This is a genomic window from Acinetobacter halobius (genome assembly GCF_044130335.1).
Taxonomy (GTDB): Bacteria; Pseudomonadota; Gammaproteobacteria; order Pseudomonadales; family Moraxellaceae; genus Acinetobacter.
In genome coordinates, this window is sequence record NZ_JBIQOD010000026.1 from 1 (window position 1) to 17,060 (window position 17,060).

The window sequence follows — 17,060 nt, forward strand, 5'->3', positions numbered from 1 at the left end:
TGATCTTCTCAATGGTTCGTCACCATCAAGCTAGGTCGGCTATATTACTCTCAATCTCTTAAAAGTCAACTGGTAATTTAAATTATTTTAAACTCTCTTTCTAAAACCCAACTCAATCAATTTCAACTAAGTTGCTGTTTTATCAGAAGTTTTAATCTTCATCACCGCCGATGGATGTGCATTCTACAGGATTTCTAACTACTTGCAACACTTATTCTGAATAAATATTTTCAAATGTTTACTTTTCAAACTCACATAAATTTAAGTTGTTGTTATTTATATAAAATTTATTTTATAAATTTTAACTAATTTTCATAGCCACTTAAATTCAACCTGTACGGCATACATTTTTATACCCTAACATATTGTTTTATATTACATATTTTAAAAATCAACTCAATTGCTATCTTTAAACTACTGTTTCCTCAGCCACTTTCTGTTGAATCTTTATTCAGCATGCTGTTTTATCAAACATTTTTTAACTTACAAAGCAAAACAGCCCATCTATTTCTAGACAGGCTGTTGCGATGATTACTCTATATTTTTAGAACTTCATACTGATACGTGCCCAATAATTACGCCCTATATTGTTAAACTGTTCAGTGCCAACTTGACCATCTACACCAACACCCAACTTATTTAAGTGTTCGGTATAAGTCTTATCAAGAACATTGTCTATACCCACAGCTAGATCAACATCATTCATCACTTTATAGGTTGCATTCAATGCAAGTGTACTAAAACCCTTACTCTCACCAGTGTCATATCCCACAATATTACCTTTATTTAGGTTAATACGATCCTGCTTTGCCACCGCACGCCACAATAAGCCTAAAGAATACTTATCTTGTACGTATCTTAGATTGAAACGGCCTTCCAAAGGAGCAATCTGAGGAAGTGGATCATTATTATCCGTAATTTCTCCCCATGCATACATGGTACTAATATCGGCTTGAATCGCATCAGTAAATTGGTAACCCATACCCGCTTCAGCACCTGCAATTATTGCATCAACATTTTTAGCACCTGCACTAAAAGATGAACCATGCCCGTGTCCTGTCGAATGGTTATGATAACTGAGTAAAATAAAGTCGTTGATCAAACCAGTATATGCAGATGTCCATAAACTAAATGCGCCATGCTCTTGCTGATAGCCCATATCAAGCTGTAAGGTTTTTTCAGTGTCGAGATCGTTAAATGTCGGCTTTGACATACCTGTGTTGCCATGCGCTGTACTGAATAATTCCCAATAATCTGGAACGCGCTCTACATAACCCAGTCCGATATACGATTTGGCATTATGTTCAGGATGCTGATTTTCCATGCGAATAAAACCACTTGGTAAGGTTTCTTTACGTTCATCACTCAGTTCTAAAGCATCAATTTTGACCTGATCAATACGTGCACCTGCAACCAACTTCTGATCTGGACTAAATTCATAAGTCCATTCACTGAATGCGCCATAAGATTGGAAACGTAAATCCTCATCCAAGGATGGGATTACTGAAGCACCTTGCATATACATATTTCCAGCATGTTGATTATGCTGAGAATCCAAGCCAGAAATAGCACTCCATTTCTCCCATGCTGTCGTAATCGCAGCACGTGCATTCACAGTACGGCGCGTCACATTCATCGCCATAGCCATCATTGGTGGTGTACGTAAACTAAAATTATCCATAACATGGTCGTTATAGCTATAGTCAACTTGTGCTTCGACCTTCTTAATCACTTCGCTGACATTTTTCTTTTGCAGATGCAAACCTAGACTTTCACGAGCAAACTTAGAGCCATCCATTGGTCGTCCGGCATAAACAGCCTCACCATCACTTTTACCACCTTTTAGCTCTATCCATGTGTCTTCATTCGGAGTCCAGCCCAATGCAAGGTCTGCATTCCATTTTTCCCAATCCGATGGAACCGTATCGCCCGCTCCATCTTGATAACTGTCTGCAATCGAACGGTTAGCATTTAAACGTGCATATTTCTTTTCATCACCAACAGCAGCTTCAACATTTTGATCTAAACGACCATAAGAGCCAAGCATGACACTGGCTTGTCCACGATAAGGTTTCGCCGAAGTGAGCTGTTCAGGTTCACGTTCAAAAATAACGGTTGCGGCTGAACCAGTATGCGCATACTGAACAGTTTGCGGCCCTTTTACGACCGTGATTTTGTCGTAGCTTTCAGGAGAAACATACGACGCTGGATTATCCATACGACCTGGGCATGCGCCTAGGTTTTCCGTACCATCGGTGAGGATTTTAATACGGGAACCAAACATACCACGGAAGGTGACATCGCCATTCGCACCGCCGTTTTTGATCTGGTTAAAACCGACAATACTTTGTAGGTAGGCTGCACCGTCAACTGCAGGAATTGGCTGCGTGGGTTGCTTCGGATCGGCATGTACAATGAGGCCATTGGCATCATTGCCCTGCTGAGCTGTCACCACAATCGGCGCTAAAATATGCGCACTTTCTGTCTCTGTGGCAAATACGACACTTGAAAAACAAGCAAGAGAAATCGCAGCCGCAAGAGGCTGTAAAAAGAATGTAGGCTGAGCCATTTTTATTCTCACTAAATCTATAAATACAACTAGGCTAGAGTCCGTTAAGACCCGAAAAATAAATGTCTAGGTTTATACAAACAGTGGTGGTGCTCGCCCTTGAGGCAGTAAGAAAAGTTGTTGTAGCGCAAACCAAACATGCACAAAGGCTTTTTGAAATGCAACTAAACGGACTTGAATACGATCGAGTACCGATTTCAACTCTAAATCGGGCGGTAAGACTAAATTACCGTACACCGTACAGTATTGGCATTGATGACTGGCATCATGATGATCGTGTTCAGCATGTTGTGAACTGAGTTCATGCTGAGTCTGCATATCATGATGATGCGTGGAATGCTTTTCAGCATGAGAACTGAGATGTTCAACTGGCTTGAGTAAAAGCGCACGCGTAATGGTTTCACAGACCGGCGCAATTTGATATTGCGTCGGAAGCAAAGGCTGTAAAAAAACAGCAATCTGTAAAAACACGGCTACACAAGACAGTAGCAACGCAGCTCTAAAGAACAATCCATTCCACCTAAGTTGAGGACGTGCGAAGTATATAACAAAGCCCAATCAAAATTGGGCTTTGTTTATGAAATTTAGGAAAAATTAACGTTTTACGGCTACTTTGTCTTTTTGACGTTGACGCGTGATTTTTTCCACTTTTTCCCGTGCACGTTGACGCTTCAGCGGCGACAGATAATCGACAAATAATTTGCCATTTAAGTGATCCATTTCATGTTGAATGCAAACAGCGAGAAGTCCGTCAGCTTCGACCTCAAATGCTTGACCTTCAAGGTTAATTGCTTCGATCTTTACACGTGACGGACGCGCAACTTTATCGTATATTTGAGGAACTGATAGACAGCCTTCTTCATAGGGCTGTGTTTCTTCGGTCAATGGGGTGACTTTGGGGTTAATGAATACCAAAGGTTGGTCTTTATGTTCAGACAAGTCCATGACAATTAACTGAATATGACGATCAACTTGTGTCGCGGCAAGTCCAATGCCTGGCGCTTCATACATGGTTTCAAACATATCTGTAGCCAGCTGACGAATTTCATCAGTAACTTCTTCGACGGGTTCTGCAATGGTACGAAGACGGGGATCAGGAAAACTTAAAATAGGTAATAAGGCCATACTGCGTCCTCAATTATGCCATTGATCAAAAAACCAAATGAAGGGAATGCTTGATCAAAAAAATGTGTGTAATATCGTTATTATAACGCAACTACATACATAATTTTAGGAATTATGATAATGAAAAAGGTTTTTATGGGCATGCCATCTTTTAGTGCCTTGGGGTTTAAGCAACACATACTAGCTCTTGCCATTTGTGTAAGCGTTGGAGCAAGCGTTATTTCTACAGCACATGCAGCACCTGCTCGAAATACCAATCCACCTGCTCTAAAAGCCAATGCACCAAATGTTTATGTGGTGAAAAAAGGCGATACCTTGTGGGATATTTCTAAACGTTTTCTCAATAATCCTGTCCGCTGGCCTGAAATTTGGGCAAGTAATAAACATGTTAAAAACCCGCACTGGATTTTCCCAGGTGACCGCTTGCTGATGTGTACCTATGAAGGTCGCCCAATAATTGGCAAAGACGAAGGCGATGGCTGTGAAGGGATTATTCGTCGTTATGCAGGTGGCACCAAACTTCAACCACAAGCTCGCGTTGAATCATTAAACAATGCAATTCCAGTGATTCCACTTGAATATATTAAGAACTGGCTAGAACACAGTACTATTCTGCCTGAAGAATCATTAAAAGATACACCATATATTGTCGGTGCTGCAGATCAACGAGTCATTGCAGGTAAAGGCCAAACTGTTTATGCACGTGGTCAAGGCATTCAAGTCGGTCAGCGCTACGCGATTTACCGTGAAGGCGAACCGTATATTGTGACGGATGCAGAAGGTAAAAAACAAAATCTAGGTTTAGAGTTGACTCAGGTTGGTTCAGCCATTGCCATCCGTGGTGAAAATGACATGTCAACTTTAGAAATTACAGACTCATATAATTCTGAAGTCCGTCGTGGTTATCGTGTCCTACCTGAATATGATGCCATGCTTCCAACCTTGTTCTACCCAACACATGCACAAGATGTGACTGGTGGCGGTCAAGTGATTCGTGTTCAAGGTTCGATTGGTTTGGCAGCGAAGCATTCAGTTGTAACCATTGACCGTGGCACAATGGATGGCGTTCAATCAGGCTATGTGTTCGCGGTCAGCCAAAAGGGTCAAGAAATCCGTGATCCGAAGACCAATGAAAAACTTACGCTTCCAACTGAGCGTATTGGCAACATCATGGTATTCAAAACCTTTGACCGCGTTAGTTATGCTTATGTACTCGACAGTGAGTTACCAATGAACTTGGGCGCTCATATTTATCCATCGGTTGTGGATGAATAATCCGTTGCTTTAAGGTACATATATGCTGAACTCATTATCACATGAACAGATTGCAACAATCACCCTGTGGTATTTAGTTCAGCATTCTTTATCGAGCTTTCAAAAATTACAACTTCATTTTGGCTCAAGCAGTGAAGCCGTTGCTCCAGCTCATATCAATACTTGGTCCAAACTCGGTTTGCACAAAAGCCACCTGCAACGTGTAGCAGAGCTACAAACGCCTGCTGGACAAAACAGATTGCAAAGTGTACTGCATAACATCCAAACCAGTTGTGATTTTATCTTGCTAGAAACCGAAAGCAATTACCCCTCTCAACTACTCCCTTATGCAGATCGGCCGCCAGTCTTGTTTGGTCAGGGTAATCTACAAAACTTAATGCAAGCTCAAGTTGCTATCGTCGGTAGTCGTAAGCCGAGCCCCCAAGGTAAGCAAATCGCGTATGACTTTGCTTATTACTTGGCAGAAAAAGGCTTTTACATTACCAGTGGCTTAGCTGAGGGCATTGATGCTGCGGCGCATCAGGGTGGATTAAAACATCAACGTACAATTGCGGTGATAGGTACAGGCTTAGATCTCACTTACCCCTCCCAACATCAAACGCTCCGCACACAAATATTGGAAAATAATGGCTGCATTATTACAGAGTTTCTGCCCAGCACCCCACCTTTACAGCGTAATTTTCCACGGCGGAATCGTATCGTCAGTGCACTGAGTCTAGGGGTTGTCATTGCAGAAGCAGCCTTAAAAAGTGGCTCTCTAGGAACCGCACAAAGAGCCGCAGAGCAAGGAAAAACCATTTTTGCCATTCCAGGGCATATTTACAGTGAACACCATCAAGGCTGCCATCAATTGATTCGTGAAGGAGCTATTTTAGTTGATCATCCTGAACAGGTCATTGAAGATTTAGCGCTCCCTACCCAGTGGCATAGCCAATCTCAAGCAAATGGACTGCATGAAAATGCAGATCTTGAAATTCCCCCCGATTTACTTGAGCTCTATAATCAACTGGATTGGGTTGGACAGAATATGGATCAGCTCAATTTTAAACTTGGGGTGGATATTGCCACACTCACCAGTCAATTGATGGAACTGGAAATTTTGGGACTTGCACAACAACAGGCTGGAAATTATCTGCGTTGCCGTTCTCACCAATAAAGTTCACAATAGTCCCTCTTTCCCCAATAAAAGGTACCACGTGTAATGATTACCACCTCTGTGACTGAAGCGGCGCAATGTTTAAAACATGGTCAAGTTTTAGCATATCCAACAGAAGCAGTATGGGGTTTAGGCTGTGATCCTTATAACGAACAGGCATTTTTGGACATTCTACGGATTAAACAGCGTCCTATAGAAAAAGGCGTCATTTTACTGGCCGGGCAAATTTCTCAAGTTGAACCGCTTTTAGAACATCTAGATCCTACTATTCGCCAGCAAGTTATTGATAGCTGGAGTCATCGTAGTCCATCTGAACGTGCAACCACATGGCTCTTGCCTGCAAATGAACATATTCCGACATGGATTAAAGGCAATCATCCTAAAGTTGCGGTTCGCGTCACCACACATCCCATTTGCGTTGCCCTGTGCAATGCTTTTCAGGGCTTTATTGTTTCCACCAGCGCCAATCCTGCTGGACTCGATCCTGCACGCTCATTACAAGATGCAAGCCAATATTTTGCCCAACAGGTAAGTTATCTAAATGGTGACTTAGGGCTAAGCCAAGAACCAAGTCGCATACTTGATGCAGAAACCGGTGAAGTGGTTCGTGCCTAAAAATAGGCTTCTGGTCAGAACTTATAGGAAAAATAGACAAAAAAAAGCTCAGCCATATAGGGATGGCTGAGCATAAAAAAGGATGTGTAATCACATCCAGAGGGTCTGAAAACCGTTGAGCAAAAGCAAATGCACTGTTTAAAAGCATCATCGTTTCGCAGTGCGCGTATTATGTAGCAAAATGTAACTTCTAACAAATAGATTTTTTGTATTAATCATGCGTCTAAAAGCATGATTAATCTGAATAATTGAAAGATAATTAAAATTATCTGTCTATTTTTAATGATTTTTTAGGCATATTAAAGAACATTGTTAATCTAAAAATACTATTACAAACAAAAAAATAAATGAATTATTCTATTCAAAATACATCTGTTTGTACATTTTTCAACCTTTTAATCTAAATGACCCGTCAAAGTAGAAACCTTTTGTGCCGTTTTTCGCTGTGCGAGTAAAATACCCAAGATGATCACAATACCACCAACAGTATGATAGACCGTCCACGCCTCTTTTAACCAGAAAAATGCAATTACTGCAGTAAAAACAGGCATCAAGTTCATAAAAATGCTGGTTCGGTTTGGCCCTAAACGCGTAATTGCAAGCATCCAAACCATCGGTGCCACCAATGAAGGAAAGATGCTGGCATATAAGACACTCGCTGCATTTTGACTATTGATTGAATCCAGTCCGAAATATGCAATAAATGGTAAATGATAAAGCAGCGCAAAAAAGATTTGGACATAAAGGCTCAACATGAGTGGAATCTGTAATTGCCATTTCTTTAAAAACACGCCATAAAAGGCATAGAAAAAGACAGCAACCACCATCAAGACATCACCAAAGTGTCCGCCAGACTGAACTAAGCCCGCCAGATTGCCCTGCCCAATGATATAGACCAAACCAGCAAAAGAGAGAATACTGCCAATAATCGCAAAGCGATTTGGAATATCTTTTAAAATCAACAATGAAACAAAAATGGTAAAGATCGGAATAAAGGCATTAATCAGCCCCATATTAGTCGCAGTGGTATAATGGGCAGCCGTATAAGCTAAGCCCTGATACAACACTAGACCAAATGCGCTCAATACCGCGAGTTGCCAAATATGTCCTCGGATCAATACCCATTTACGACATAATGGAATGAGTGCAAAAGGAGTTAAAAGGATAAAAGCAAAGAACCAACGATAAAAGCTAATACTCACGGGTGAAATAAAATCTGCCACATAACGCGTGACCACAATATTGATTGACCAAATCAGTACAGCAATGATGGGTAAACTCAAAGCCCAATACATTCGTTGTTGTGTAGTACTCATGCCTAATCCAGTTCAACTTTTGTATGCAAAATTTAGATGAATGTTAAAGCATTTTTTCAGTTTATTCGAATATCATTTGGGTATTCAACATAATTGATACATTTATTTTTAAATTTAAAATCAATAAAAAACAAAGTATTAAAAACAACCATAAGTGCAAAACAGATTACAGTCATCACTTTCTACGTGCCAACTCTACAAAAACACCATAGAACGCATTCGGCCATCTCTGCATCTTATTTATAGCGTATGAGAAACGCATTCTGAATAGATTTGTCATTGCACTGCGACTTTGGCAGATACCAAGCATATTTCCCGATAGAAGGATGTTCTTATGAAAAAGTTACTTTTAACCACAGTCTGTTTGGCCACGCTATCTTTGGCCGCATGTGAAAAGAAAGGAACTGAACCGGCCGTTGAACAAACAACGTCTGCATCTGAAACAACCTCCACCGAGGCAACCACCGTCGTTGCTAATCATAGCAATAATAACATTGCTGATATTCAAGCCGATTTATTGGCCGTAGAAACCTTATCAAATGCAAAAGCACAGGAAGCCACAGCATTCCAAAAAGAAGTTGCCGCAGTTGTCGAAAAGAAAGATTCGACACAACTTAAAGCAGTGCTTGAAAAAACAGAAACCTATGTCAAACAATTTAATGATGAGCTTGATGCTTTAACTTTAAAAAGTACTGAGGTGGATGCCTTGCGTAAAAAAATGCAGGATGCCAATAACCTTGGTATTGAGCTGACTAAAGAGAGTATTGAAACAAAACCAGATAGCGCAAAAATTACCGAGCTTCAAAACAATGCCATGGAACTACAGAAAACCATCATGGCTGATGTCACGGCTTTAGAAGCCAAAGTCAAAGCAGCTCATGCTCCTTAACCTTAAAGCAAAACATTAAAGCAAGCTTCGGCTTGCTTTTTGTTGTGATGAGACATCAAATTGACGTGACTTTGGCGAACGCTTACAACACAATAAAATAGACTTTATATAAGGACACTCAAATGAGCTCTTCGATTTATAACATTCCAGTCAAAACCATTCAGGGTGAAAACATCAACCTAAACCAGTACCAAGGTAAAGTACTACTGGTGGTGAATGTTGCATCTAAATGTGGACTGACACCACAATACGAAGGTTTAGAAAAACTCTACCAAGACAAAAAATCTCAAGGTCTAGAAATTTTAGGCTTCCCTGCTAATGATTTCTTAGCGCAAGAGCCTGGTTCAGATACTGAAATTCAAGAATTTTGCTCACTCAATTACCAAGTTGATTTTCCACTCTTCTCAAAAATCTCAGTTGCAGGCGATGACAAACATCCGCTATACCAAACTCTGACCCAAGCCATTCCTGAACGTATTGGAGAAGGTCCATGGTGGAAAGACTTAGTTGACTACGGTTTAACACCAAATGAACCACCTGAGGTACTGTGGAACTTTGAAAAATTCTTAATCAATAAGAATGGAGAAGTGGTTGCGCGCTTCGCACCCGATATTACAGCCAATGATCCTCGTATCGTCGATGCAATCAATGCTGAACTATTAAAGTAAAAACAGCTCATATGCTCAGAAAGTGAGATTCTTACTTTCTGACCTACTTTTCATTCGTCTCCTTTATTCCTCCACAGTTTTAAACTTTATACAACATAAAATCCAAATTAACTCGAACACTTACTGTTGTAATAGCAACATCAGAACAAGACAGATATGAATTGAAAGGTCGATTATGAAACATTTGGTGCAAGCAGTTATTCTCTCATTATCCACAGCATTAGTCGCTGCACCTGTTTTTGCAGCACAAGCAGAACAGCAACCTGCTAAAACTCAAGCAGCAACTCAACAGCACGTACATAAAGCAGCTGACGCAAGTAAGCCAGTAGCTGTAAAAAAGCAATCTAAGACACCAACACCAGCTGTACAAAAGAAAAAAGAAACACCTAAAAAGGCAACAAGCAAGAAAGTTACACCTCAGAACCACACACAACCGCAACACAAAACTGGCGAAAAAAAACCAGTTAAAGCTGCGTAATATTGCATTATTGCCTCTGTAACTTACGCCATCAACGCATACAATATTTAAAAAGGTCAATTATGAATCGTTTAATTAAAGCTGTAATTTTTTCATTCTCAACTGCATTAGTTGTTGCTCCTGCATTTGCTGCTCCACAAGATCAACGTAACAACGCAGAGCATGCAACACAAAATCACAATGATGCGCCAAATCACAATGATGCACATAAAGATGCATCCAACCATCATGCTGATGAGCATAAACCTGCTCCACAAGCTGCACAGCAACCAGGTCAACAAAAACCAAACCACGATAAAGCGCCAAGACCATCAGCATCTTGGAAGCCAGGCAATCCCGTACCAACTCAATACCGTGGTCAAGGCTACAAAGTCGACCATAAAAAGTTTAAAAAATTGAGCAAACCAGGTAAAAACCAACAATGGATTAAAGTGAATGGCGACTATGTACTGACAGACATTCGTACACATGCCATTATCAAAATTATTGCAGGTTAAGTTATCTGCTGATATCGAATCAGAAGAAAGAGTGCCACGGCACTCTTTTTTTTAGCTTCTCAAATAGTTTTGTTATGACTTTGAAACACTCTATTTTATCTGCACATTTTGCCTCTATATTAAAAATAGATAGCCGCAATATTGATTTGATGATGAAAAAATTTTTACAAAACTTAATTCTCCCTTTTGCTTTGTTTAGTGCGGGCATTTTGCTGATTGGCTGTGAACAAGCAGCCGAACCAAACCAGCAAAATATTCAAACTGAAAACGCTGATCAGAGCTCAACAGCACATGTGCAAAACACTGAAAAACCTGAACTCAAAACAGGGAGCATGCTGTATATCGTCCGTGATGTAGCAGATCTGCAATTAAAAGCAGGAGAATATGTCACCCAGCTTCAAGAAACCCAAAACGATCTACAAACCGCAATTGATCAGCACGATCAACAACAATTGCAACAGGCAGCCTCTGCCTTACAAAAACAATTGACTGGGTTTAATGCTGCTTTGAACAGCCTTAACCTCAAAACTCAAGAAATTAACGATATTCGTAATACTTTACTCTCCGCGAACCAACAAGTTTTGGCTTCACCATTTTTAAATGGACAAGTGGATCTCAGCCAAGTGGATTTTAAAAAAATTCAACAACAAATGGGCACAATCCAATCCGAAATGCTGAAACTGGCTTCTATGATGATTCCTCAACAAGCGGACAACGATGCGGCAGCTGAAAAGCAGTCTTAAATTATTTTAAGTCTTGCGACTTTAACAATAAGGGGAGAAAATTATTCAAAGGCTTTCTCGCACAGCGAGTATTTAAATCACATATGCAACTGATTATTTTTATGGGCATCCAAGCTTCAGGAAAATCGAGCTATTATCTGCTAAATTTGGCCAATAGCCATTTACGCATCAACCTCGACATGCTGAAAACAAGGCATCGTGAAAAGATCATGTTTGAAGCAGGACTGGCCTCAAAAACCAAAATGGTGATTGATAATACCAACCCAACCATCGCTGACCGAGCCCGCTATATTCAAAGGGCAAAGGACGCAGGCTTCGAGATCATTGGCTATTGTTTCGAAACTGAACTCAGTAGTGCTCTACAACGTAATCGCTTACGCGAAGGCAAAGCTTGCATTCCCGATGTCGGTGTTCGTGCCACTTATAAAAAATTTGAGCAGCCACAACATGCTGAGGGCTTTAATGCCTTATATAAAGTTAATATTCTAGGTCATGGGGAGTTTTCCATTTCTCCCATACATACTTAATAGTTTGATGAAAAAATATTAACTATTTCTCATTTTTGAGCTAACATCTACAAATAATAAACACAGAAAAACATTTCTATAATGAAAAAAGTCATTCTTGTGGTGGTCTGTTTAGCAATCATGGTTTTTGGCGTGATGCATTTTGTAATGCCTGAAAAAACGACACCACATTTGACCCATTTTTTGTCTAAAGAGTACAAAGAAACCCAACGCACTCAAGATTGGTTGAAATACAAACAGCAACAACAATTACTTTTGGTCGATGTGCTAATCCCTGTCAGCCCCAAACAGCAAGGCGCCTATGCTGAGTATATCAAACAGAAAATTGAGCTTAATCAGCAAAATATTCAGCGTATCAAGTTAAATCATTATCAAAGTAAAGGCTTTAAAGAACTACAGCAATTAGAAATACATGCGCTAGAGCAATGGAATGACCTGTTCCAGACACATATTGTCGATGCCTTTGTCGATCAACAATATTTCTCTGAAATTCCCGCAGAAGAATATCAACAGATCAACACAGAAGCGCGTTACGCCTTACAGCAGCAGGAAATTTTGGTCTTAGAACATTTACAGCAACTGCTACAACAGAATAGTCCTTATGTCTCGGACATAGACCATGCCCTACTCAGTGACTGGATTTATTACCAACAGATGCATCATGAAATTCACCCCGTGATATCTGAATGGCTAAAAACCGAAACAGATACACCACACCGGAGCCGTCAAGATGCGATGCAAGACTTAAGGCTTTATAAGCGGTTCAACCCAAATACCGATGAATATAAATACATCATGTCACTTGAAACACAGCTTTGGCATGCTGAACATCCATCCTCTAACTTAGTCGCGGAACAGCCAAATGCTATCTCTGAACTAGAAATAGATCAGGACATCATCATTCCTCAAGAGAAGCCTCAGATCGACCAAATCAAACAACTCATCCAGCAACAGCAGGATGCTGTAAGCCAGATGCTACTCCATCAGCTCAGTCAGGCTTTTCTTAAAAAGAATTAAGCCCACCCACCATAATAGAAAATAAATTCAGCTTACTGCTGGACTTGAGTACTTTTCATCCAGTTTCTAAAGGCCAATTGCATCGCTTGTCGTTCATAAGGCTTGGCTAAACGAGATTCTATGCTAGAAAAATCACCTTTATAGGCGGCTTCTATAATGCACTTGGCCAATTCCTGAATACTGACTCGGCCACGATGTTCATATTGCAAAATTTCTTCTTGCGTCAAAACCAAGTCCCAACAAGACACAACCGAACTCATATCAATGGCAATACTCAGATAATAGCGCTCAAAGTCTTGGTAAAGCTCCCAAAAATGAGCTTCATAGGCAATCAGGTTCATGGTCTTATTCACTTAACAATACTGTATCAACTTATACTTTTTATTGAATGAAATATATGCAACTTTAGCTACATATTCACTTGAGTACTATCCGTTGGCCTCAATCTAGATGGCTTTACTGCGCGAAGGCTTCCCATTTACTCTATACATAGTTCAAATTGGATCATTTCTCCCACTTTTAAAAATACTTTCTCTGATGCAATTTGCCCGCACTCAATACAAACGAAATCTTGCCAAGCATCATCTCGAATATCAAGAATACGCCTCGATTTATCTATCCAAGGATTCCAGATAATTGCACTTTTTGCAGTACTACGAATAAAAATCTGGTGCTGCGTGTCTTGTTCTAAAACAAACTGCCCCCTTGTTAGAGGATAAATGCGATCTAATTCTGATTTAAACTCAATCTGTTGCTCAAATTGATTCTGAACTTTATTGTTATTCAATTGATCAATATAAGTTGTATTGTCTAATCCCGAAATTTTAGCAATTTCTGTTTTGGCAGGAAAATAGCTATGCCATGCAAAGCTAAATTCTATATCCACTGTATCTAAATTGCTCAGTTGCATCATGAGTTGCAATTTTTCACCACAATAAATATGCATACTCAACTTAAATGCAACATCCCAATATCTGCGCGTTACATTTGAATCCCTCAATTCAAAAATAATTTCATGCCCTGCTTCACTCTCAATAACATTGACAAGTTTCCATTTCAGGTTCCGTGCAAAGCCGTGTGCAGGAAAATCGGCATGTTGTGAGTGGGCACTAAACCACGGAAAACATAAAGGAATCCCTCCTCTAATGGCTGTCCCTGCCTGATAAGAATTTAGTTCAGAGAGCCAAAGCAAAGGCTGTTGTTTCACTTTGGAATAAAATTCGAGTACTTGTGCTCCTTGGTAACTCATCACGGCATCACAATATGCATTTGATACTTTTAAAACATCCAACTCACTCTCGGCAAGTTGATCAATGCTAATGCCAGAAATATTGAACATAAATTTTCACACTTTTCGAATTAACGCCATTTATACTAAATTTTTTCGACATAAAAAAACCACCCTTTCGGGTGGCTTTTTTAATCTCAAACCGTCTCTTACTGAGCACGGTTCTTGATTTTGCGGATGGTTTCCAACTGAGCAGCAGTTTCTGCAAGAGCAGCCAAAGCGGCAGCAGAGTCCAAGTCGCTCTTTTGATTTGCAAGCAATTGTTCAGCGTGTTTACGCGCTTCAATAATTGCTGCTTCATCTAAGTTTTCTGCACGGACTGCAGTATCTGCAAGAACCGTCACAACATGCGGTTGAACTTCGAGTACACCACCAGATACATAGATTAACTCTTCTGTACCATTTTCAAGTAGAACGCGGATTGCGCCCGGCTTGAGTAAAGTTACTAGTGGTGCGTGACCAGGCATAATACCCAACTCACCACCAGCACCTTTAGCAATTAGCATCGTTACAGTGCCAGAGTACAAAGACTCTTGAACACTTACAACATCACACTGCATAGTCGCCATGAGAATCTCCTAAATTAGGTAACTAATTAAAGTTTCTCAGCTTTAGCAATTACTTCGTCAATACCACCAACCATGTAGAACGCTTGTTCTGGGATGTGATCGTATTCACCAGCTAAAAGACCTTTAAAGCCACGAATCGTTTCTTTAAGCGGTACAAGTTTACCAGGAGCACCAGTAAACACTTCAGCTACGTGGAACGGTTGAGAGAAGAAACGTTGGATTTTACGCGCACGGTAAACAGTCAACTTATCTTCTTCTGCAAGTTCGTCCATACCAAGAATCGCGATGATGTCTTTCAATTCTTTATAACGTTGAAGAACGTTTTGAACTGAACGAGCGATCTCGTAATGCTCAGCACCCACAACTAGTGGATCTAACTGACGTGAAGTTGAATCCAGTGGATCGATCGCTGGGTAAATACCAGAAGATGCGATGTCACGGCTCAATACAACAGTTGCGTCTAAGTGAGCAAATGTCGTTGCAGGCGATGGATCTGTTAAGTCATCGGCAGGTACGTATACCGCTTGGATTGACGTAATCGAACCAGACTTAGTCGATGTAATACGTTCTTGAAGAACACCCATCTCTTCTGCAAGTGTTGGTTGATAACCTACTGCAGATGGCATACGACCTAGAAGTGCTGATACTTCAGTACCTGCTAGTGTATAACGGTAGATGTTGTCTACGAACAATAGTACGTCACGGCCTTTGCCGTTTTCGTCTTTCTCGTCACGGAAGTACTCAGCCATAGTCAAACCAGTCAACGCTACGCGTAAACGGTTACCTGGTGGCTCGTTCATCTGACCGTAAACCATTGCTACTTTGTCAAGAACGTTTGAGTCTTTCATCTCGTGATAGAAGTCGTTACCTTCACGAGTACGCTCACCAACACCAGCGAACACAGATAAACCTGAGTGCGCTTTCGCGATGTTGTTGATCAACTCCATCATGTTTACAGTTTTACCAACACCGGCACCACCGAACAGACCAACTTTACCACCTTTAGCAAACGGGCATAGTAAGTCGATGACTTTAATACCAGTTTCTAAAAGGTCAGTAGAAGCTGCTTGTTCAGCATAAGAAGGTGCTTGACGGTGAATCGGCAAACGCGCTTCAGTCGCAACTGGACCAGCTTCGTCGATTGGGCGACCAAGAACATCCATGATACGACCCAAAGTCGCTGTACCTACTGGTACAGAGATTGGTGCGTTAGTATTCGTTACGTTCAAACCACGCTTAAGGCCTTCAGTAGAACCCATTGCAATAGTACGAACTACGCCATCACCAAGTTGTTGCTGAACTTCTAATGTAGTTTCAGTGCCATCAACGTGGAGAGCGTCATAGATCTTAGGAACGCTGTTACGTTCAAACTCGACGTCGATAACCGCGCCGATGATCTGAATGATACGACCGCTACTCATTGCTGTCTCCTCAATTCAAAATAATGTTAAACGGCAGCGGCACCACCAACGATCTCAGAAATTTCCTGAGTAATCGCGGCTTGACGCAGCTTGTTATAAATAAGTTGTAGGCTCTTGATCAAATCACCTGCGTTGTCCGTTGCAGCTTTCATTGCAACCATACGAGCTGACTGCTCACACGCGATGTTTTCGATCACGCCTTGATATACCACAGACTCGATATAACGAACCAATAAGCCATTTAAAAGCTCTTCAGCTTCAGGCTCATAGATATAATCCCAACCGTATTGACGGTTAAGGGTCTTGTTTTCTTCAGCAGTTGCTAAAGGAACAAGTTGTTCGATTTTTTGATTTTGAGTCATGGCATTGACAAAGCCGTTTGACACTAGATAAATACGATCTAACTCGCCTTTATCAAATGCGTCTAACATCACCTGTACAGAACCAGATAACTGTTCAAGGCTTGGTGTATCACCGACATTTGTCGTAGCACCCAGCACTTTACCGCCGTAGTTTTTAAAAAACGAAACCGCTTTTTGACCAATCAAAGCAAATTGAACTTCAATTGACTGCTCTTGTTGCTGTTGTACGTGTTTAACCACTTTTTTGAACAAGTTAATGTTCAAACCACCAGCAAGGCCGCGATCTGAAGACACAATGATATAGCCAACGCGCTTAACTGGGCGTTCAACCATATAACGGTGTTTATATTCAGGGTTCGCTTGAACCAAATGAGCAATTACACGGTGCATATTTTCGGCATACGGACGGCCTTGAGCCATGCGCTCTTGCGCACGACGCATCTTAGAAGCTGCTACCATCTGCATCGCGCGAGTAATTTTCTGCGTGCTTTTGATACTAGCTACTTTGGCGCGAATTTCTTTTAAATTTGCCATACGCTTAACCT

General features: G+C 40.8%; 19 protein-coding genes. 10 read left to right on the forward strand and 9 right to left on the reverse strand.

The genetic code is table 11. The annotated features are described in order from the left end of the window. Positions 1 to 544: 544 nt before the first annotated feature. From ACE01U_RS15865 to def, 3 genes are all read right to left on the reverse strand, one after another. Positions 545 to 2,569 carry a TonB-dependent copper receptor gene (locus ACE01U_RS15865; protein WP_395579916.1) on the reverse strand — a complete coding sequence of 675 codons (2,025 nt, stop codon included), beginning with the start codon at positions 2,567 to 2,569 and terminating at the stop codon, positions 545 to 547. Positions 2,570 to 2,641: 72 nt separating this feature from the next. Further along, the gene (locus ACE01U_RS15870; RefSeq protein WP_395579917.1) at positions 2,642 to 3,079 is read right to left on the reverse strand and encodes a DUF2946 family protein; all 438 of its coding nucleotides are present in this window, start codon (positions 3,077 to 3,079) and stop codon (positions 2,642 to 2,644) included. An 84-nt stretch (positions 3,080 to 3,163) separates the two neighbouring features. Further along, positions 3,164 to 3,694, reverse strand: coding sequence for a peptide deformylase (gene def, locus ACE01U_RS15875; RefSeq protein ID WP_086210794.1), 531 nt, complete (start codon positions 3,692 to 3,694; stop codon positions 3,164 to 3,166). 120 nt (positions 3,695 to 3,814) lie between these two features. On the opposite strand from def, the gene ACE01U_RS15880 reads away from it, so the two are divergent. Genes ACE01U_RS15880 through tsaC form a run of 3 tightly spaced genes read left to right on the forward strand, consistent with a single transcriptional unit; the run spans position 3,815 to position 6,740 of the window. After that, positions 3,815 to 4,969, forward strand: coding sequence for a LysM peptidoglycan-binding domain-containing protein (locus ACE01U_RS15880; RefSeq protein WP_086210795.1), 1,155 nt, complete (start codon positions 3,815 to 3,817; stop codon positions 4,967 to 4,969). A gap of 22 nt (positions 4,970 to 4,991) precedes the next feature. Continuing rightward, positions 4,992 to 6,125: a DNA-processing protein DprA gene (gene dprA / locus ACE01U_RS15885; protein WP_395579918.1), complete on the forward strand. Its 1,134-nt coding sequence runs from the start codon at positions 4,992 to 4,994 to the stop codon at positions 6,123 to 6,125. 45 nt (positions 6,126 to 6,170) lie between these two features. Next, a complete protein-coding gene (gene tsaC, locus ACE01U_RS15890; protein ID WP_086210797.1) occupies positions 6,171 to 6,740 on the forward strand; it encodes an L-threonylcarbamoyladenylate synthase type 1 TsaC in 570 nt (189 codons plus the stop codon). Positions 6,741 to 7,135: 395 nt separating this feature from the next. Here the strand turns inward: tsaC and ACE01U_RS15895 are convergent, their stop codons facing one another. Then, positions 7,136 to 8,056 (reverse strand): DMT family transporter, encoded by a 921-nt coding sequence (locus ACE01U_RS15895; protein ID WP_395579919.1) that lies wholly within the window; start codon positions 8,054 to 8,056, stop codon positions 7,136 to 7,138. Between the two features lie 334 nt (positions 8,057 to 8,390). Between ACE01U_RS15895 and ACE01U_RS15900 the strand changes: the two genes are divergently transcribed. The 7 genes from ACE01U_RS15900 (at position 8,391) to ACE01U_RS15930 (ending at position 12,875) form a co-directional block, all read left to right on the forward strand. Next, on the forward strand, positions 8,391 to 8,945 hold the full coding sequence (locus tag ACE01U_RS15900) for a hypothetical protein (RefSeq protein ID WP_395579920.1): 555 nt from the start codon (positions 8,391 to 8,393) through the stop codon (positions 8,943 to 8,945). 122 nt (positions 8,946 to 9,067) lie between these two features. After that, positions 9,068 to 9,613, forward strand: coding sequence for a glutathione peroxidase (locus ACE01U_RS15905; RefSeq protein WP_395579921.1), 546 nt, complete (start codon positions 9,068 to 9,070; stop codon positions 9,611 to 9,613). 175 nt (positions 9,614 to 9,788) lie between these two features. Further along, complete coding sequence (locus ACE01U_RS15910; RefSeq protein ID WP_086210801.1) at positions 9,789 to 10,091, forward strand: hypothetical protein; 303 nt, start codon at positions 9,789 to 9,791, stop codon at positions 10,089 to 10,091. 62 nt (positions 10,092 to 10,153) lie between these two features. Next, complete coding sequence (locus tag ACE01U_RS15915; RefSeq protein WP_395579922.1) at positions 10,154 to 10,588, forward strand: RcnB family protein; 435 nt, start codon at positions 10,154 to 10,156, stop codon at positions 10,586 to 10,588. Positions 10,589 to 10,740: 152 nt separating this feature from the next. Beyond that, positions 10,741 to 11,331, forward strand: coding sequence for a hypothetical protein (locus ACE01U_RS15920; protein WP_395579934.1), 591 nt, complete (start codon positions 10,741 to 10,743; stop codon positions 11,329 to 11,331). Positions 11,332 to 11,414: 83 nt separating this feature from the next. Further along, a complete protein-coding gene (locus ACE01U_RS15925; RefSeq protein WP_395579923.1) occupies positions 11,415 to 11,858 on the forward strand; it encodes an AAA family ATPase in 444 nt (147 codons plus the stop codon). 81 nt (positions 11,859 to 11,939) lie between these two features. Next, positions 11,940 to 12,875, forward strand: a complete 936-nt coding sequence (locus ACE01U_RS15930; protein ID WP_395579924.1) for a hypothetical protein — start codon at positions 11,940 to 11,942, stop codon at positions 12,873 to 12,875. A 32-nt stretch (positions 12,876 to 12,907) separates the two neighbouring features. On the opposite strand, the gene ACE01U_RS15935 is transcribed toward ACE01U_RS15930, so the two are convergent. From ACE01U_RS15935 to atpG, 5 genes are all read right to left on the reverse strand, one after another. Further along, positions 12,908 to 13,216 carry a hypothetical protein gene (locus ACE01U_RS15935; RefSeq protein ID WP_151707257.1) on the reverse strand — a complete coding sequence of 103 codons (309 nt, stop codon included), beginning with the start codon at positions 13,214 to 13,216 and terminating at the stop codon, positions 12,908 to 12,910. Between the two features lie 137 nt (positions 13,217 to 13,353). Then, a complete protein-coding gene (locus ACE01U_RS15940; protein WP_395579925.1) occupies positions 13,354 to 14,214 on the reverse strand; it encodes a D-hexose-6-phosphate mutarotase in 861 nt (286 codons plus the stop codon). A gap of 98 nt (positions 14,215 to 14,312) precedes the next feature. Next, the gene (locus ACE01U_RS15945) at positions 14,313 to 14,732 is read right to left on the reverse strand and encodes a F0F1 ATP synthase subunit epsilon (protein ID WP_086210808.1); all 420 of its coding nucleotides are present in this window, start codon (positions 14,730 to 14,732) and stop codon (positions 14,313 to 14,315) included. 26 nt (positions 14,733 to 14,758) lie between these two features. Then, a complete protein-coding gene (gene atpD, locus ACE01U_RS15950) occupies positions 14,759 to 16,153 on the reverse strand; it encodes a F0F1 ATP synthase subunit beta (RefSeq protein ID WP_004684425.1) in 1,395 nt (464 codons plus the stop codon). Positions 16,154 to 16,179: 26 nt separating this feature from the next. Beyond that, positions 16,180 to 17,049 (reverse strand): F0F1 ATP synthase subunit gamma, encoded by an 870-nt coding sequence (gene atpG / locus ACE01U_RS15955; RefSeq protein ID WP_004984038.1) that lies wholly within the window; start codon positions 17,047 to 17,049, stop codon positions 16,180 to 16,182. Between the last annotated feature and the right edge of the window lie 11 nt (positions 17,050 to 17,060).

Excerpts from the sequence above, each read along its gene's own strand:
- def (WP_086210794.1), bottom strand. The coding sequence starts at position 3,694 with ATGGCCTTATTACCTATTTTAAGTTTTCCTGATCCCCGTCTTCGTACC.
- ACE01U_RS15940 (WP_395579925.1), bottom strand. The coding sequence starts at position 14,214 with ATGTTCAATATTTCTGGCATTAGCATTGATCAACTTGCCGAGAGTGAG.
- ACE01U_RS15915 (WP_395579922.1), top strand. The coding sequence starts at position 10,154 with ATGAATCGTTTAATTAAAGCTGTAATTTTTTCATTCTCAACTGCATTA.
- tsaC (WP_086210797.1), top strand. The coding sequence starts at position 6,171 with ATGATTACCACCTCTGTGACTGAAGCGGCGCAATGTTTAAAACATGGT.
- ACE01U_RS15925 (WP_395579923.1), top strand. The coding sequence starts at position 11,415 with ATGCAACTGATTATTTTTATGGGCATCCAAGCTTCAGGAAAATCGAGC.
- ACE01U_RS15930 (WP_395579924.1), top strand. The coding sequence starts at position 11,940 with ATGAAAAAAGTCATTCTTGTGGTGGTCTGTTTAGCAATCATGGTTTTT.
- ACE01U_RS15905 (WP_395579921.1), top strand. The coding sequence starts at position 9,068 with ATGAGCTCTTCGATTTATAACATTCCAGTCAAAACCATTCAGGGTGAA.
- ACE01U_RS15935 (WP_151707257.1), bottom strand. The coding sequence starts at position 13,216 with ATGAACCTGATTGCCTATGAAGCTCATTTTTGGGAGCTTTACCAAGAC.
- ACE01U_RS15865 (WP_395579916.1), bottom strand. The coding sequence starts at position 2,569 with ATGGCTCAGCCTACATTCTTTTTACAGCCTCTTGCGGCTGCGATTTCT.
- ACE01U_RS15900 (WP_395579920.1), top strand. The coding sequence starts at position 8,391 with ATGAAAAAGTTACTTTTAACCACAGTCTGTTTGGCCACGCTATCTTTG.
- ACE01U_RS15895 (WP_395579919.1), bottom strand. The coding sequence starts at position 8,056 with ATGAGTACTACACAACAACGAATGTATTGGGCTTTGAGTTTACCCATC.
- ACE01U_RS15910 (WP_086210801.1), top strand. The coding sequence starts at position 9,789 with ATGAAACATTTGGTGCAAGCAGTTATTCTCTCATTATCCACAGCATTA.
- atpD (WP_004684425.1), bottom strand. The coding sequence starts at position 16,153 with ATGAGTAGCGGTCGTATCATTCAGATCATCGGCGCGGTTATCGACGTC.
- ACE01U_RS15880 (WP_086210795.1), top strand. The coding sequence starts at position 3,815 with ATGAAAAAGGTTTTTATGGGCATGCCATCTTTTAGTGCCTTGGGGTTT.
- atpG (WP_004984038.1), bottom strand. The coding sequence starts at position 17,049 with ATGGCAAATTTAAAAGAAATTCGCGCCAAAGTAGCTAGTATCAAAAGC.
- dprA (WP_395579918.1), top strand. The coding sequence starts at position 4,992 with ATGCTGAACTCATTATCACATGAACAGATTGCAACAATCACCCTGTGG.
- ACE01U_RS15920 (WP_395579934.1), top strand. The coding sequence starts at position 10,741 with ATGAAAAAATTTTTACAAAACTTAATTCTCCCTTTTGCTTTGTTTAGT.
- ACE01U_RS15945 (WP_086210808.1), bottom strand. The coding sequence starts at position 14,732 with ATGGCGACTATGCAGTGTGATGTTGTAAGTGTTCAAGAGTCTTTGTAC.